Below are 15,816 nucleotides of genomic sequence, written 5' to 3' on the forward strand. Positions count from 1 at the left end.
CCCGCAGCCCTCCTCCAGACTTCCAGCCCCAGGACTCGAAACCCATGTTCCGTACAGCCCTGCGCAACGTCCTCGCGCACAAGGCCCGGCTGCTGATGACGGTGCTCGCCGTCACCCTCGGCGTCGCCTTCGTCTCCGGCACCCTCGTCTTCACCGACACCCTCAAGAAGTCCCTCTCCGGCCAGTCCGCCAAGGACTACGCGGGGGTGGCCGTCTCCGTCACCTCGTACGGCCAGCTCATGAACGAGAACGGCGAGAAGGAGGGCGAGCCCGGCCTGAGCCAGGCCACCCTCGACAAGGTCAAGGCGCTCCCGGGCGTCGCCTCCGTCTCCGGACGCGTCTCCGGCTTCGCCGGCGTCGGCGACGAGAACGGCAAGCTGATCGGTGCCGGCTGGGCCAACCAGGGCGCCAACTACACCCCCGTCAAGGACGAGAAGAACCCCCGCTACACCTTCGTCCAGGGCGCGGGCCCGGCCAAGGCCGACGAGATCGCGCTCGACAAGGCGACCGCGGAGACGGGCAAGTACAAGGTCGGCGACAAGGTACGCGTCGCCACCAACGGCCCGGTCAAGGAGTACTCCCTCGCCGGTGTCTTCACCACCGAGGACGGCGGCGTCACGGCCGGCGGCAGCCTGGTGCTCTTCGAGACCAAGGTCGCCCAGGAGCTCTACCTCAAGCCCGGCTACTTCCAGGAGATGTCGGTCGGGGCCAAGGACGGCACCTCCGCCGAGAAGCTGCTCGCCGACATCAAGCCGCTGGTCGACAGCAAGGGCACCACGGCGCAGACGGGCGCCGCGCTCGCCGAGAAGCAGGCCAAGGACATCGAGCGGGGCCTCGGCCAGCTGGGCAACATGCTGCTCGTCTTCGCCGGCATCTCGCTCTTCGTCGGCATCTTCCTGATCTACAACACCTTCACCATGCTGGTCACCCAGCGCACCAAGGAGCTGGCCCTGCTGCGCGCCGTCGGCGCCAACCGCGGTCAGGTCATGCGCTCGGTGCTCACCGAGGCCCTGGTCGTCGGCGTCGTGTCCGCCGTCGTCGGCCTGATCAGCGGCATCGGCCTGGCGGTCGGCATGCGCTCCGTGATCGGCTCCCTCGGTGCCAAGCTCCCGGGCGGCGGCGTCGTGGTCGCCCCGACCACGATCATCGCGGCCCTGGTCATCGGCGTCCTGGTCACGACGGTCGCGGCCCTGCTGCCCGCCTGGCGCACCGGCCGGATCGCCCCGGTCGCCGCCATGGGCAGCGCCCACCTGCCGGCCAGCGCGAAGTCGCTGGTCGTGCGCAACGTCATCGGCTCGATCATCAGTGTCATCGGCATCGGCCTGGTCCTGCTCGGGGTCTCCAACGGCGGCAACGCCGGCCGCATGACCATCGGTGCCGGCGCGTTCTTCATGCTCATCGGCATGATCGTGCTGCTGCCGCTGCTCTCCAAGCCGGTCATCGGTGCCGTCCGCCCGCTGCTGCAGAAGGTGTTCGGGATCCCCGGCAAGCTGGCCTCCCAGAACGCCGTCCGCAACCCGCGCCGCACCGCCGTCACCGCCGCCTCGCTGGCGATCGGCCTGACCCTGGTCACCACCCTGTCGGTGCTCGGCATCACCGTCGGCAAGGTCGTCGACCGGATGACCACCGAGAAGCTCAAGGCCGACTACAAGGTCTCCATGGCCGGCGACATGGGGGGCTACCTCGACGAGTCGGTGGCCGAGACCCTGGCCAAGACCCCCGGCATCAAGGCGGTCTCCCCGCAGACGGCCGGCTACTTCATGGTCGGTGACGACTTCCGGTCGGTCTCCGGGGTCAACCCGGCCGGCATCGGCCAGCTGCTGAACATCGAGACCGTCAGCGGCTCGGTGGACTCCCTCGCCAAGGGCGAGGTCCTGGTCGCCGAGAAGACCGCGAAGAGCAAGAAGCTCGACACCGGCTCCACGCTCCAGGTGAAGTACGAGGACGGCAAGCAGCAGACCCTCAAGGTCGGCGCGGTCTACAAGGACATGGAGGGCCTGCTCTCCCCGTACGTCCTCGACGACAAGATCCTCTCCCAGCACAGCGAGGAGAGCGCCGTCAGCGAGGTGTACGTCAACGTCGAGGGCGGGGGGTCCAAGGCCGCTCAGCAGAAGGTCGTCGACGCGCTGGGCAAGAACCCGGCCATCAAGGTCGCCACCCAGCAGGACATGCGCAACGAGATGGGCGGCCAGATCAACCTGATGCTGAACATCATGTACGGCCTGCTCGGCATGGCGCTGATCATCTCGGTGCTCGGTGTGGTCAACACCCTGGCGATGTCCGTCTTCGAGCGGACCCAGGAGATCGGCATGCTGCGGGCGATCGGTCTCGACCGCGGCCGGGTCAAGAACATGATCCGCCTGGAGGCCGTGGCGATCTCGCTCTTCGGAGCCGTCCTGGGCGTCGCCATCGGCGTCTTCCTCGCCTGGGCCGTCGGCAGCACGCTGGCGAAGGCCATGCCGAACTACGAACTGATCCTCCCGTGGGACCGGATCGGCGTCTTCCTCCTGCTGGCCGCCGTGGTCGGTGTCCTGGCCGCCATGTGGCCGGCCCGCAGCGCCGCCCGCCTGAACATGCTGACCGCCATCAAGACCGAGTAGCGGCAGGCACGCAGGAAGGGCCCCGGGGCACCGCCCCGGGGCCCTTCCGCGTTCCCGGTGTACTGCTAGACCGTTTCTGCATCCCAGGTGCGCAGCCGCAGGGGCAGCCGGGCGTCCCCGGCCGCCGTGGGCCGCACCGCGAGCACCTGGTTGACCCTGAGCCGGTTCCGCTCGAAGCCGAGCGCGCAGGCCGCCATGTAGAGCTGCCACACCCGGGCCCGGCCGGGGGAGGTCAGCCCGACCGCCTCCGCCCAGTGCTCCTCCAGCCGGGCCACCCAGGCCCGCAGGGTCAGCCCGTAGTGCTCGCGCAGGGTCTCCACGTCGCGGACCTCGAAGCCGGCCCGCTCCAGTTCGCCGACGGTGGTGCCGAGCGGGGAGAGCTCCCCGTCGGGGAAGACGTAGGCGTCGATGAACTCGTCGATCCGGTACGCCTCCTCGTCCGGCTCCGGCGGACGGGCGATCTGGTGGTTCAGCAGCCGCCCTCCGGGGCGCAGCAGGGCGTGGAGGGTGCGGGCGTAGTCCCGGTAGCGGTCGGCCCCGACGTGCTCGGCCATCCCGATGGAGGAAATGGCCTCGTACGGCCCGTCCTTGACGTCCCGGTAGTCCTGGATCCGGATGTCCACCCGCTCGGTCAGTCCCTCGTCGGCGACCCGTTTACGGGCGTACACGGCCTGCTCGCGGGAGAGCGTGACCCCGGTGACCCGGACGCCGTACTCGCGGGCGGCGTGCAGCGCCATGGAGCCCCAGCCGCAGCCCACGTCGAGCAGCCGGTCCCCGGGCCGCAGGGCGAGCTTGCGGCAGACCAGGTCGAGCTTGTCGTGCTGGGCCCGCTCCAGGGTGGAGCCGGGGCTCCAGTAGGCGCAGGAGTACACCATGGAGGGGCCGAGGACCCGTTCGTAGAAGTCGTTGCCGACGTCGTAGTGGTGGCTGACGGCCCGGCGGTCCCGGCCCTTGCTGTGGCGGGCTCCGCCGCGCCGGTCCGCCTCCTCGGCGGGGGGCGGGGGCGGGGGCAGCGGTCCGGCGAGGGCGATCAGCTCCCGTGCGGCGGCCCGCTGGGCGGCGTCGCGCCACCTGGCCCCCGGCAGGTCGGAGAGCGCGGGCAGCCCGGCGCGGCGCGCGATGTTCCCGAGGGCGGCGAGCGGCCCGGGCCCGGTCCGGGCGGTGGAGGCGGCGGGGCCGACGGGAGGCAGGTCCGGCTCGCGTTCCCACAGCAGGCCCGCCACCCGGTCCAGCAGGTCGAACAGGCTGCCTTCGACCGTGAGCTCGCCCGCCACCCAGGCGCGCGCCAGCCCCAGTTCGCCGGGCCTCCAGAGCATCCGCCGCAGGGCGCGGCGGTCGTGGATGACGAGCACGGGGCCGTCGGGCGGGCCTGCCTCGCTGCCGTCCCAGGCCCGCACGCGTACCGGCAGCGGGGCACCCAGCAGGGTCTCGGCAACAACGGCGAGCCGCGGCGCGGCGTCGGTCATGGCGCACCTCCACAAAAGCTCCGACCCCTCCGTCTACCCATCCCGGGCCCCGGGTACGCCGAAGGGGCCGCCCGCACCACGGATGGCGGGCGGCCCCTTCGGGGTCGTACAGGTCGTACAGGTGAAGCGGATGGAGCAAGTGGAGCAGGTGGAGCTCAGGCCCTGCCGGTCACACCGGTCAGGCCTTGGCCTTCGCGGCCGGGGCAGCGGCGGCGGCCGGGGCCGGCGCCGGCTTGGCGGCCTCGTAGAACTCCTCGCGGGGGGTCTCCAGGGCACCCAGGGAGACGACCTCGCGCTTGAGGAACATCGCGAGGGTCCAGTCGGCGAAGACGCGGATCTTGCGGTTCCAGGTCGGCATGGCCATGCCGTGGTAGCCACGGTGCATGTACCAGGCCAGCCGGCCCTTGAGCTTGATCTTCGTCTTGCCCATGACGATCATCGCGACGCCCTTGTGGAGGCCGAGGCCCGCCACCGCACCCTTGTTGGAGTGCGAGTACTCGGCCTGCGGGAAGCCGCGCATGCCCGAGATGACGTTGTCGCCGAGGACCTTGGCCTGGCGCAGCGCGTGCTGGGCGTTCGGCGGGCACCAGGCGTTCTCGACGCCGGCCTTGCGGGAGGCGACGTCCGGAACCTGGGCGTTGTCGCCGGCGGCCCAGATGTAGTCCGTGCCCGTGACCTGGAGGGTCGGCTGGGCGTCCACGTGGCCGCGGGGGCCCAGCGGCAGGCCGTAGCGGGCCAGCGCCGGGTTCGGCTTGACGCCGGCGGTCCACACGATGGTGTTGGAGTCGACTTCGAGGCCGTTCTTCAGCACCACGTGGCCGTCCACGCAGGAGTCCATGGAGGTGCTGAGGTAGATCTCGATGCCGCGGGACTCGAGGTGCTCCTTGCCCCAGGTGCCGAGCTTGGGCCCGACCTCGGGGAGGATCTTGTCGGCCGCGTCGACCAGGATGAAGCGCATGTCCTCGCGCTTGATCGTGGAGTAGTACTTCGCGGCGTCGCGGGCCATGTCCTCGACCTCACCGATGGTCTCCGCACCGGCGAAGCCGCCGCCGACGAAGACGAAGGTGAGGGCCCTGCGGCGGACGTTCTCGTCCGTCGTGGACTCGGCCTTGTCGAGCTGTTCGAGGACGTGGTTGCGCAGGCCGATGCCCTCTTCGACGCCCTTCATGCCGATGCCCTGTTCGGCGAGGCCGGGGATCGGGAAGGTGCGGGAGACGGCGCCGAGCGCGATCACCAGGTAGTCGAAGGGCAGCTCGTACGCCTCGCCGACGAGCGGCGTGACGACGGCGACCTTGCGGTCCTGGTCGATGCTGGTGACCCGGCCGGTGAGAACCTCCGCCTTGGGCAGCACGCGTCGCAGCGGGACGACGACGTGCCGAGGCGAGATGCTGCCTGCGGCCACTTCAGGGAGGAAGGGCTGGTAGGTCATGTACGAGCGCGGGTCGACGACCGTGACGGTCGCCTCGCCGTAGCGCATCTTCTTCATGATGCGCTTGGCTGCGTACAGGCCTACGTACCCACCTCCTACAACGAGGATCCTGGGACGCTCCGTGGTGCTCATGGAACGAGTATCCAGCACCCAAAGGGGTGTCGCTCGTGAGCCCCTTCACAAGGACTGAGGGACCCTCTGCTACACTCCGCCGCCCACGTGACGGAGGTCATGGCGCGCGACGGGAACCAGAAGACCTCCGGAGTCGTTGTTCACCCGTCCTGAACTGGCCTCCAGGGCCGGAAGCGGACTGGACCACAGGGCTTCGTCCATACCTCTGACGCGGATCCCGTCGCCTCCGCCGATCGCACGAACAGGCACGAAAAAGGGCCCGCAGGCCTCCGGAAGGTCCCAAAGGGCCCTTCCATTGACCCTGCGGGCCCTTTTTCCTTGTGAAGAACTTCACGAACTTGATGTGGATCACGGGCCCGAGAGGCCCTCACAACCTGCTTCGAAGGTCGTTCAGGCGATGGACCAAGCGATTCCATCGAGGATGTCGTGCTCCGACACGACAACCTCGGAAGCGCCGATACGCTCCATGATCGCCAGCAGGACCAGCGCGCCCGCCCCGATCACGTCCACCCGGCCCGGATGCATCACGGGGATCGCCGCGCGCTCGGCGTGCGTCGCCGTCAGCATCCGCTCGCTGATCGCGCGCACCTGCTCGTAGGAGATCCGGGAGTGGTGGATCGCGGACGACTCGTACGCCGCCAGCCCCAGCGCGATCCCGGCGACCGTGGTCACCGAGCCCGCCAGGCCCACCAGCGTGCGCGCCTCGGCCAGCGGCACGCTCTCGGCGGCCAGGTCCAGCGCCGCCTCGATGTCGGCGCGGATCGCGTCGACCTGCTCCGCGGTCGGCGGGTCGGTGACGACCCCGTCCACCACCAGGTGCCGCTCGGTCATCCGGACGCAGCCGATGTCCACGGACCGCGCGGCCCGCACGTGCTCCTCGCCGACCACGAACTCGGTCGAGCCGCCACCGATGTCCACCACCAGGAACGGCCGCTCAAGGTGCTCGTGCGCCGTCAGCTCCCTGGTCGCGCCGGTGAAGGAGAACTCCGCCTCCTGGTCACCGGAGATCACCTCGGGCTCGACCCCCAGGATGTCCAGGACGCCCCGGACGAAGTCCGCCCGGTTCTCGGCGTCCCGGGAGGCGGAGGTCGCCACGAAACGCACCCGCTCCGCACCGAACTCCTTGATCACTCCCGCGTACTCGCGGCAGGCGGCGAAGGTGCGCTCCAGCGCCTCCGGGGCCAGGCGCCCGGTCTTGTCCACGCCCTGGCCGAGCCGGACGATCGTCATCCGGCGGTCCAGCTCGGTCAGCTCGCCGGTGGCCGGGTCGCAGTCCGCCACGAGCAGCCGGATGGAGTTCGTACCGCAGTCGACGGCGGCGACCCGGGTCACCGGGACTCCTCTTCCTTCTTCTCGCCGCACGGGGTCACGCAGGCGCCCTTGGCCCACCACTCCGGCAGCATGGCGAGCGCCTCGTCGCCGAACGGGTTCACCCCGGGCCCGGCGGCCAGCGAGTGGCCGACCAGCACGTGCAGGCACTTCACCCGGTCCGGCATGCCGCCGGCGCTCGGGAAGCCCTGGAGCACCTCGATGGCGTCGCGCCGCTCGATGTAGTCCTCGTGGGCGGCCTGGTAGGCGGCGGCCAGTTCCTTGTCCTCGGCGAGCCGGGCCTGCATCTCCTTCATCACGCCGTTGGCCTCCAGCGTGCCGATCGCGGAGGCCGCGCGCGGGCACGTCAGGTAGTACAGCGTCGGGAAGGGCGTGCCGTCGGGGAGCCGCGGGGCGGTCTCCACCACGTCCGGCTGCCCGCAGGGGCAGCGGTGGGCGATGGCGCGCAGCCCGCGCGGCGGGCGGCCGAGCTGCTGCTGGAACGCGTCGATGTCCGCGTCGGTCGGCTCGGTCCGGTCGGTCTGGGGCGGGGGCGTCTGCATGCCTGGAGGAAGTCTCTTCGTTCTCGTGGATGGGTGCTGCGGTGCTGCGGTGCTGTGGCCCTGCGGGCCGGGTCACTCGCCGGGGCGGTCGGCCTTGTCGACGCCGTCCCAGACGTTGGAGTACCAGGGGCGGTCGGAGCCGGCGTGGCCGGTCCCGTGCGGCTGCGGGGGCTGGGCCCCGGGGTCGCTCATGATGTAGCCGATCTCCCCCGGGCGCAGGAAGTGCAGGTGCTTGCGCGCCTGCTGCTCCGCGTAGGCGTCGTCCTGCCAGCGGGCCTTCTCGTCGCGGAGCCGCTCCAGGCGGTCCCGCGCGGCCGCGGCGGCCCGCTGCTGCTTCGCGATCTCCGAGCGCTGGGAGACGTACTGGCGCATCGGATACGCGAGGGCGACGACCAGCGTACAGAGGACGAGCACCAGGAGTGCGGCGCGGCCGGTGAGCCGGCTGCGGCGGACCTGGCGCCGCGACTGCGACCGGTAGACGTGGGCGGCGGTCCGCTCGCCGAGCTGCTTGAGCCTGGTCGCGGTGGAGAAGGTGGAGAACCGATCCCGGTTCCCGGCCATTGGTCCGCCTCCCCTAGGTACGCACTACGCAATACGTCCCCGCACACGGTACGGGACCGAGTGCGGGGACGTACGGAGGCCAGCCCCTCAGGGGGGTGATTAGCCCTTGAAGCGCGGGAAGGCGGAGCGGCCCGCGTACACCGCGGCGTCGTCGAGGATCTCCTCGATGCGCAGCAGCTGGTTGTACTTGGCGACACGGTCCGAGCGGGCCGGGGCACCGGTCTTGATCTGACCGCAGTTCACGGCGACGGCGAGGTCGGCGATGGTGACGTCCTCGGTCTCACCGGAGCGGTGGGACATCATGCACTTGAAGCCGTTGCGCTGGGCCATCTCGACGGCGTCCAGGGTCTCGGTCAGCGAACCGATCTGGTTCACCTTCACGAGCAGGGCGTTCGCGGAGCCCTCCTCGATACCGCGGGCCAGACGCTCCGGGTTGGTGACGAACAGGTCGTCACCGACGATCTGGACCTTCGAGCCGAGACGGTCGGTGATGGTCTTCCAGCCGTCCCAGTCGTCCTCGAACAGCGGGTCCTCGATGGAGACGAGCGGGTACGCCTCGACGAGCTCGGCGTAGTAGTCGGTCATCTCGGCGGCCGAGCGGGACTTGCCCTCGAACTCGTACTGGCCGTCCTTGTAGAACTCGGACGCGGCGACGTCGAGCGCGAGCGCGATGTCCGTGCCCGGGGTGTAGCCGGCCTGCTTGATGGCCTCGATGATGAGGTCGAGCGCGGCGCGGTTGGACTCCAGGTTCGGGGCGAAGCCGCCCTCGTCACCGAGACCGGTGGAGAGGCCCTTGGTGTGGAGGACCTTCTTGAGCGTGTGGTAGACCTCGGCACCCCAGCGCAGCGCCTCGGAGAAGGACTCCGCGCCGATGGGGGCGATCATGAACTCCTGGATGTCCACGTTGGAGTCGGCGTGCGACCCACCGTTGAGGATGTTCATCATCGGAACGGGCAGCAGGTGCGCGTTCGGACCACCGAGGTAGCGGAAGAGCGGAAGGTCCGAGGCCTCGGACGCGGCGTGCGCGACGGCCAGGGACACGCCGAGGATGGCGTTGGCGCCGAGCGAGCCCTTGTTGTCGGTGGCGTCCAGGTCGAACATGGCCTGGTCGATCAGGCGCTGCTCGGTGGCGTCGTAGCCGACGAGCTCCGGGCCGATCTGCTCGATGACGGCGAGGACGGCCTTCTCGACACCCTTGCCCATGTAACGGTTGGGGTCACCGTCACGGAGCTCGATGGCCTCGAAGGCACCGGTGGAGGCGCCGGACGGAACTGCAGCACGGCCGGTGCTGCCATCGTCGAGGCCCACCTCGACCTCGACCGTGGGGTTGCCTCGGGAGTCCAGGATTTCCCGGGCTACGACGACGTCGATGGACGGCACGAGCATCTCCTTCTGGGATGTGACGCTGAGTGTGCGGTGGCATGTCAGGCCGTGGGATGGCCTTGCCGCCTAGAGCCTAACCGGCTCCGGGCACTGGGCCGCCCGACCGCCCGGACCCTGGGACGAAAAAGGGACCGAATACCCCTCTTCCGGGACATACGGAGCTTGATCATCGGCCTTCGGGGGCCACACGCAGCACCGCCCGGCGCGTGGGGCACGCGCCGGGCGGTGGGAATCCTGCACGGGGTCAGCTGACGCCGCGTACAAGTTCCTGCGGCTTCTGCCGCGATGTTCAGCTGAGCTTCAGCTTCTGGCCGGGGAAGATCAGGTCGGCGTCCGAGACGATGTCCTTGTTCAGCTCGAAGAGCTGCTGCCAGCCGCCCTTGACGCCGTTGGCCTCGGCGATGGTGCCCAGGGTGTCGCCCGGCTTGACCTCGTACGAGCCGTTGCCGGTCTTCGGCGCGGCCGGAGCCTCGGCGCGCTCGGAGCGGGTGGTCGGAGCCTCGGGACGCGTGGCCGGCTTCGGCGCGGCCTTGGTCTCGGTCTTCTTGGTCTCGGTCTTCTTGGTCTCGGCCTTCGGCTTCGGCTTGGACTGCGGCTTGGAGGCCGGGGTCTCGGAGCCGCCACCGGTGTAGGAGGAGTTCGACAGACCCTTGCCGCAGGACGGCCAGGCGCCCTTGCCCTGGCTCTTGAGGACCTTCTCCGCGACGGCTATCTGCTGCGCCTTGGAGGCCTGGTTGGCCTGCGGGGCGTACGACTTGCCGCCGAAACCGGCCCACGTGGACGGCGAGAACTGCAGACCGCCGTAGTAGCCGTTGCCCGTGTTGATGGACCAGTTGCCACCGGACTCGCACTGCGCGACCTTGTCCCACTCGGACGAGGTGGCGGCGCTGGCGGTGCCTGCGGCCATCAGCGGGGCGGCCACGGCCACACCGGCCACACCGGCGAGCGTGACGATCCGGACAGACCGCTCGATTGCAGTACCGCGACGGTGCTTGCCCTTGCCGGAAAGCAGCATGGAGTTTCTCCTCACCGACGCCTACGAGGTGAGCTGTCGGGTTCGGGCGAGTGAGTTGCCCGGCCGTGCGACCTAGCGCACGTCTTAACCCCAAGCCGGTGGCGTGACCGTCTCTCAACGGCCGCTCCCGGCACCTACCTTGGTTCCCCCGCTCCTGCCTTCGGCGCTTGACGCGACGACTGTTCCCCCCGTCCGCCGGCAGGATTCGGCGATGCGGTCGAAGGAGCTCGCGGTGGCGAGCGATTCAGAAGGTAGACAGGTCCCTCCCCGATGTTCAACGAGGAACATCGGGGAGAAACGGCCCCTACTTGCGCCCTCCGCAGGGGTGTTTGCGCAGGTGAGGACGGGGTTTGCGGAAGCCCCGAGGCGGGACACGCCAGTTGACCGGAAGAGACACATGTCTCACTTACAGAAATCCGACATTCGACTCTTTCCGGATAACTGAACTGTCCTTATTGCACGGTTAGATCCAGGTTCTGTCCGGGCTTGATGAGGTCGGCGTCCTCACCGATGACTTGCTCATTGGCCTGGTAGAGACCGTTCCAGCCCCCCTTTACGCCCTTGGCAACCGCGATGGTCGCCAGGCTGTCGCCCGCCTGGACCGTGTAGGTGGGGTTCGACGCGGCGTCAGACGGGGCCGTCGGCCCGCCCTCCGGCGCACCGCGGTGCTTGCCGCTCCCCTCGACCGGAGTGGTGGCGGTGGTCTGCGGGACCTCCGGGGCGGCGGGGGCCGTCGGGTCGACCGGGGGCAGCCCCGGCGTGACGGGCGCCGTGGTGGGCGCGGTCGGGTCCACCGGCGCCGTCGGCGCCGTCGGGTCGACGGGGACCGGCGTGCCGGTCGGACCGCCCGGCTGGACCGGAGCCGTCGGGTCGGCCGGGGGCGTCGTCGGGACGTCCGGGGCGGGCATGACGGGCAGTCCGACGGACGGGGCGTCGGGAATCAACCACGGGGTGCTGGACGGGCTCGGCGCCGGGGCCGGGGTCGGCGAACCGTAGTCCGTGGACGGCTTGCCGCCCCCGGTGGACGGAACGACGTCGTCCGGGCGGGACGGCGCGGGGGCGAGGGGGCCCTGACCGCCGGGCAGACCCGGGTCCACCTGTGCGGCGGGGCCTTCCTTGACCAGACCGGCCGAGGCCGCGCACAGCGGCCAGGCCTGCGGTCCCGTCGAGCCCAGCACCCGCTCGGCGACGGCGATCTGCTGGGAACGGCTCGCCAGGTCGGGGCGCTCGGCGAAGTCGAGTCCGCCGGCGCTCTGCCACTCCTCCTGGGTGAACTGGAGTCCGCCGTAGGCGCCGCTGCCGAAGTTCGCGCTCCACGAGCCGCCGCTCTCGCACTCGGCCACCTTGTCCCACGTGGACGTGTCGGCGGCGGTGGCGCTGGTGGCGGCCAACAGCGGCATGGCCAGCGCAGAGCCAGTGACTCCGGCTGTGACGACCAGCGCGGGGACCTGGCGGGGGCGTCTGTGACGGCCGTTCCCGGAGAGCATGAGGGATCACCTTTCGCATAACAGCGGGGTAACGGCAGAACCTAGCGGCCTTCGAACGATTGTCACAAGTTCAAGCTGAACCTGACTTTTAATCAGCTTTCGCGCAAGTGTTTTGAGCCGCGAATCGAACGGGAAGAGTGCGTAGCCCTCGCATGATCAACCCGCCACGCCAGCGCAGGTCTTGGGGTGGAACGGCAAGTTCCAGATCGGGCAGACGCATCAGCAAAGTCGCGAGTGCGGTCTGCCCTTCGAGCCGGGCGAGCGGGGCACCCAGGCAGTAGTGGATGCCGTGCCCGTATCCGAGGTGCTGGTTGTCGGTCCGGGAGAGGTCGAGGGTGTCCGGGTCCGTGAAGCGCTCCGGATCCCGGTCGGCGGCCGCGAGGACGACCAGCACCGGGTCACCGGCCTCGATCGGCATACCGCCGAGGGTCAGCGGCTCGGTGGCGAATCGCCAGGTCGCCAGCTCCACGGGCCCGTCGTAGCGCAGCAGTTCCTCGACGCCGGTGGCCAGCAGTCCGCTCTCCCCGGCGGCGAGGGAGAGCTGGAGGCGCTCGCGCTGGCCGGGGTTCATGAAGAGGGAGTGGACCCCGTTGCCGATGAGGTTCACGGTGGTCTCGAATCCGGCGAAGAGCAGGATGAAGGCCATGGCGGTGGCCTCGCCCTCCGTCAGATGGTCGCCGTGATCGCTCGCCCGGATCAGGTCGGAAATGAGGTCATCGCCCAGATCATCCCTTTTGCGGTGAATGAGTTCACCGAGATAGGTCCGCATCTGCTTCACCGACCGGGCCACTCCGCCGCGCGGACCGCCACCGTGGCGGATCATCATGCCGGCCCAGTCGCGGAAGTCGTCCTGGTCCTCGCGCGGTACCCCGAGCATCTCGCAGATGGCGTAGATGGGGAGCGGGAAGGCGAACTCGTGAATGAGATCAGCCTCACCCTTCCCCGCGAAGGCGTCGATCAGGTGGTCGGTGAGGGCCTGCACCCTCGGGGCGAACTCGGCGACCCTGCGCGGGGTGAAGGCCTTCGACACCAGCCGCCGCAGCCGGGTGTGGTCCGGCGGGTCGATGTTGAGCAGGTGCGTCATCAGCTCCGCCTTGCGCTCCCCCGGGATCCCGGTCTTGCCCTTGGCGTGCGCCGGCTCCGCGTGGTGTGCCGGATTCTTGCTGAGCCGCTGGTCGGCAAGGGCCTGGCGGGCGTCGGCGTACCTGGTGACGAGCCATGCCTCGACCCCGCTGGGCAGCTTGGTGCGGTGCACCGGTGCGTTCTCGCGCAGCCACGCGTAGGCCGGGTAGGGGTCGGTCGCGAACTCCCAGTCGAAGAGGGTGGGGCCCTCGGCGGAAGGAGTGCCGGCGGGGGTTTCGGCGGGGGTCCCGGAGGTCTGCTCGTGCACCTGACGACCGTATCCCGGCACCGAACCCCCATCCGAAATGGGTGTTTCGTCGCGGCTGTCCGTGGATCGTCCATCCCTTGACCTGAACTTCTCCGGCATTCCTACTTTCGGTTTTGTGGATGTCAGGATCTTGAAGAGCAGTTTCGCGGTGGTGGAGCGACGGGCCGAGCACGCCGTCAAGTTCTTCTACTCCCACCTCTTCTGGCACAACCCCGGAGTCCGCGCCCTCTTCCCCGACTCCCTCCACGACATGGAACGCCAGCGGGACCGGCTCTTCGCCGCGCTCACCCACGTGATCGCCCACATCGACGACGAGACCCTCGGCCCCTACCTGCGCGACCTGGGACGCGACCACCGCAAGTTCCTGGTCCGGCCCGAGCACTACGCCGCCGTCGGCGCCAGCCTGCTCGCCGCGCTCGCGGAGACCTCCGGCGCGGCCTGGACGCCGCCCGTCGAGAAGGCCTGGGCCGAGGCGTACCAGGTGATGGCCGACGCAATGACGGCCGCCGCCCACGCGAGCGAGGACCCGCCGTGGTGGGACGCGGAGGTCGTGCGCCACCTCCAGTACGGACCGGACATAGGCGTCCTGACGCTACGGCCGCACGCCCCCTTCCCCTATCTCCCCGGCCAGTACACGAGCGTCAGCAGCGAACGGGTCCCGACGACCTGGCGCACCTACTCCATCGGCAACGCCCCCCGCCCCGACGGCACCCTCGACCTGCACGTCAGCCGGGTCGACCGGGGGCGGCTGAGCACCGCCCTGGTCCGGGAGACCCGGCCGGGCGACGTGCTGCGGCTCGGCGCCGCCGGCGGTCAGCTGACCTTCCGCCGCGAGGACCGCCCCGTCAGCCTGATCGCCGCCGGCACCGGTTGGGCACCCATCCGGGCCCTGCTGGAGGATCTCGCGGAGCATCCCCCCGACCAGGACGTGCGGCTCTTCGTGGTGGCCCGGGACGGCGCGCACCTCTACGACCGCCCGCTCATCGACGCGTACGCCGCCAGCTGCGGCTGGCTCGCCGTCACCTACATCACGCCCGCGCCAGGGCGGCACCGCTACCAGGCCACCGACCGGCTGGCGACCGCGCTGGGCAACCGGGGGCTGTGGCCGGACCAGGACGTCTACCTCAGCGGCCCGCCGCAGTTCATGGAGGAGACGGCCCGCCTCCTCCAGGAGCTGGGCGCCCGCCCCGGCCGTCTCTTCCACGACGCCGTGCCGGTCCGGAGCCCCGCGTACGCGGAGCGCCCGCTGGGCTTCGGCGAATGGTTCCTGGACCGCCCGGCGCCCCACTGGCTCGATCCCTCGGCCCGCGCGCCGAGGGAGTACTGAGCCCAGGGAGCACTGAGCCGGAGGAGCACCCAGGAGAGGGAGTACCAAGGGGAGGGAGTACCAAGGGGGAGCGGTTACCGCCCGTCCCGCTCCGCCACGCCCTCGGCCGCCCGGATCGCGTCCCGGTAGGCGCGGGCCGCCGCGCGCAGCGCGGTCTCGGGGTCGGTCCCCGCCGCCTCGGCGCGGGCCGCGAGCGCCAGCAGCTCGTACCCGATGCCCTCGCCCCGGGGCAGTTCCACCGCCACGCCGCCCGTACGGGCCCGGCCCGCGAGCTTGGCGGCGAGCGCGAGACCGGGCTGGCCCACCGGGATCCCGTCGGTGACCGACTCCCGCCGCTTCTCCACCGCCTTGGTGCGCTGCCAGTGCGCGCTGACGTCCTCCGGGGTCGCGGCCTCCGCGTCACCGAAGACGTGGGGGTGCCGGTGGATCAGCTTCGTGACGAGCGCCCCGGCCACGTCGTCGATGGAGAAGGCCTCGGCACCCTCCTCGCCGTCCTCGCCGTCCTCTCCGGCCACGTCGGCGTCCTCGGCGATCCGGGCGTGGAAGACCACCTGGAGCAGTACGTCTCCGAGCTCCTCCCGCAGCTCCTCCCGGTCCCCGTCCTCGATGGCCTCGACCAGTTCGTACGCTTCCTCGATCGCGTACTTGGCCAGGCTGCGGTGGGTCTGCCGGGAGGTCCACGGGCACTCGCGCCGGACCCGGTCCATCACCTGGACCAGGTCGAGCAGGCGGGCGCCGGGCAGGTCGTAGGAGCCGGGCAGGAGTTCCAGGTCGGGCATGGAGACCCGGCCCGAGCCGGCCAGCCGGGCCAGTCCGTCCGTGAGCCGCCGGTCGCCCTCGCCGGCGAGGAGCACCACGACCGTACGGCCGCCCGCGCAGGCCTCGACCAGCTCGTGCGCGTCCGGGCTGCCGAACGCGACCTCGATGCCGGCCTCCCGCAGGTACGGCAGCTGCGGGTGGCCGGGGTCGGCGCACAGCACCCGGTCCGCGGCGTGCAGGGTCTGCCACGCCGGCCAGGACAGCACACCGGGGGCGACCCGGTGGCTGGTGGTCAGCAGGACGATGCGGCCCGTGGGCTCGGCGGCGTCGGCGGCGGTGGGTTCGGAGTGGTCGGTCACCCTCCGAACCTACCTCCGGCACGCCGGCCCACGGCCC

General features: G+C 70.6%; 12 protein-coding genes and 1 riboswitch. Of the genes, 2 read left to right on the top strand and 10 right to left on the bottom strand.

The window, feature by feature from the left end:
- Positions 1-44 precede the first annotated feature (44 nt).
- Positions 45-2,600, top strand: a complete 2,556-nt coding sequence (locus tag DEJ51_RS12885; RefSeq protein ID WP_150257713.1) for an ABC transporter permease — start codon at positions 45-47, stop codon at positions 2,598-2,600.
- Between the two features lie 65 nt (positions 2,601-2,665).
- On the opposite strand, the gene DEJ51_RS12890 is transcribed toward DEJ51_RS12885, so the two are convergent.
- The 9 genes from DEJ51_RS12890 to DEJ51_RS12930 form a co-directional block, all read right to left on the bottom strand.
- Positions 2,666-4,066, bottom strand: a complete 1,401-nt coding sequence (locus DEJ51_RS12890) for an SAM-dependent methyltransferase (RefSeq protein ID WP_150257714.1) — start codon at positions 4,064-4,066, stop codon at positions 2,666-2,668.
- Positions 4,067-4,244: 178 nt separating this feature from the next.
- The gene (locus DEJ51_RS12895; RefSeq protein ID WP_150257715.1) at positions 4,245-5,627 is read right to left on the bottom strand and encodes an NAD(P)/FAD-dependent oxidoreductase; all 1,383 of its coding nucleotides are present in this window, start codon (positions 5,625-5,627) and stop codon (positions 4,245-4,247) included.
- A 390-nt stretch (positions 5,628-6,017) separates the two neighbouring features.
- A complete protein-coding gene (locus tag DEJ51_RS12900) occupies positions 6,018-6,959 on the bottom strand; it encodes a Ppx/GppA phosphatase family protein (RefSeq protein ID WP_150257716.1) in 942 nt (313 codons plus the stop codon).
- A complete protein-coding gene (locus DEJ51_RS12905) occupies positions 6,956-7,498 on the bottom strand; it encodes a DUF501 domain-containing protein (RefSeq protein ID WP_150257717.1) in 543 nt (180 codons plus the stop codon). The genes DEJ51_RS12900 and DEJ51_RS12905 overlap by 4 nt, the downstream gene beginning before the upstream one ends.
- Before the next feature lie 72 nt (positions 7,499-7,570).
- Positions 7,571-8,059 carry an FtsB family cell division protein gene (locus DEJ51_RS12910; protein ID WP_150257718.1) on the bottom strand — a complete coding sequence of 163 codons (489 nt, stop codon included), beginning with the start codon at positions 8,057-8,059 and terminating at the stop codon, positions 7,571-7,573.
- A gap of 99 nt (positions 8,060-8,158) precedes the next feature.
- Complete coding sequence (gene eno / locus DEJ51_RS12915) at positions 8,159-9,439, bottom strand: phosphopyruvate hydratase (protein ID WP_150257719.1); 1,281 nt, start codon at positions 9,437-9,439, stop codon at positions 8,159-8,161.
- A gap of 292 nt (positions 9,440-9,731) precedes the next feature.
- The gene (locus DEJ51_RS12920; protein ID WP_150257720.1) at positions 9,732-10,457 is read right to left on the bottom strand and encodes a transglycosylase family protein; all 726 of its coding nucleotides are present in this window, start codon (positions 10,455-10,457) and stop codon (positions 9,732-9,734) included.
- 3 nt (positions 10,458-10,460) lie between these two features.
- A riboswitch (cyclic di-AMP (ydaO/yuaA leader) is annotated at positions 10,461-10,633 on the bottom strand.
- Between the two features lie 276 nt (positions 10,634-10,909).
- Positions 10,910-11,944: a transglycosylase family protein gene (locus DEJ51_RS12925; RefSeq protein WP_150257721.1), complete on the bottom strand. Its 1,035-nt coding sequence runs from the start codon at positions 11,942-11,944 to the stop codon at positions 10,910-10,912.
- Between the two features lie 88 nt (positions 11,945-12,032).
- The gene (locus DEJ51_RS12930; protein ID WP_190620347.1) at positions 12,033-13,334 is read right to left on the bottom strand and encodes a cytochrome P450 family protein; all 1,302 of its coding nucleotides are present in this window, start codon (positions 13,332-13,334) and stop codon (positions 12,033-12,035) included.
- 115 nt (positions 13,335-13,449) lie between these two features.
- Between DEJ51_RS12930 and DEJ51_RS12935 the strand changes: the two genes are divergently transcribed.
- Positions 13,450-14,661, top strand: coding sequence for a globin domain-containing protein (locus DEJ51_RS12935; protein ID WP_150257723.1), 1,212 nt, complete (start codon positions 13,450-13,452; stop codon positions 14,659-14,661).
- Positions 14,662-14,735: 74 nt separating this feature from the next.
- Here DEJ51_RS12935 and DEJ51_RS12940 read toward each other — a convergent pair whose 3' ends face one another.
- Positions 14,736-15,779: a nucleoside triphosphate pyrophosphohydrolase gene (locus DEJ51_RS12940; RefSeq protein ID WP_150257724.1), complete on the bottom strand. Its 1,044-nt coding sequence runs from the start codon at positions 15,777-15,779 to the stop codon at positions 14,736-14,738.
- Positions 15,780-15,816: the final 37 nt, after the last annotated feature.

The organism is Streptomyces venezuelae, assembly GCF_008642275.1.
GTDB classification, from domain to species: Bacteria; Actinomycetota; Actinomycetes; order Streptomycetales; family Streptomycetaceae; genus Streptomyces; species Streptomyces venezuelae_E.

What these genes read in the sequence shown, in the direction of transcription:
- DEJ51_RS12885 (WP_150257713.1), top strand. Translation starts at nt 45, where the DNA reads ATGTTCCGTACAGCCCTGCGCAACGTCCTCGCGCACAAGGCCCGGCTG.
- DEJ51_RS12890 (WP_150257714.1), bottom strand. Translation starts at nt 4,066, where the DNA reads ATGACCGACGCCGCGCCGCGGCTCGCCGTTGTTGCCGAGACCCTGCTG.
- DEJ51_RS12895 (WP_150257715.1), bottom strand. Translation starts at nt 5,627, where the DNA reads ATGAGCACCACGGAGCGTCCCAGGATCCTCGTTGTAGGAGGTGGGTAC.
- DEJ51_RS12905 (WP_150257717.1), bottom strand. Translation starts at nt 7,498, where the DNA reads ATGCAGACGCCCCCGCCCCAGACCGACCGGACCGAGCCGACCGACGCG.
- DEJ51_RS12910 (WP_150257718.1), bottom strand. Translation starts at nt 8,059, where the DNA reads ATGGCCGGGAACCGGGATCGGTTCTCCACCTTCTCCACCGCGACCAGG.
- DEJ51_RS12920 (WP_150257720.1), bottom strand. Translation starts at nt 10,457, where the DNA reads ATGCTGCTTTCCGGCAAGGGCAAGCACCGTCGCGGTACTGCAATCGAG.
- DEJ51_RS12925 (WP_150257721.1), bottom strand. Translation starts at nt 11,944, where the DNA reads ATGCTCTCCGGGAACGGCCGTCACAGACGCCCCCGCCAGGTCCCCGCG.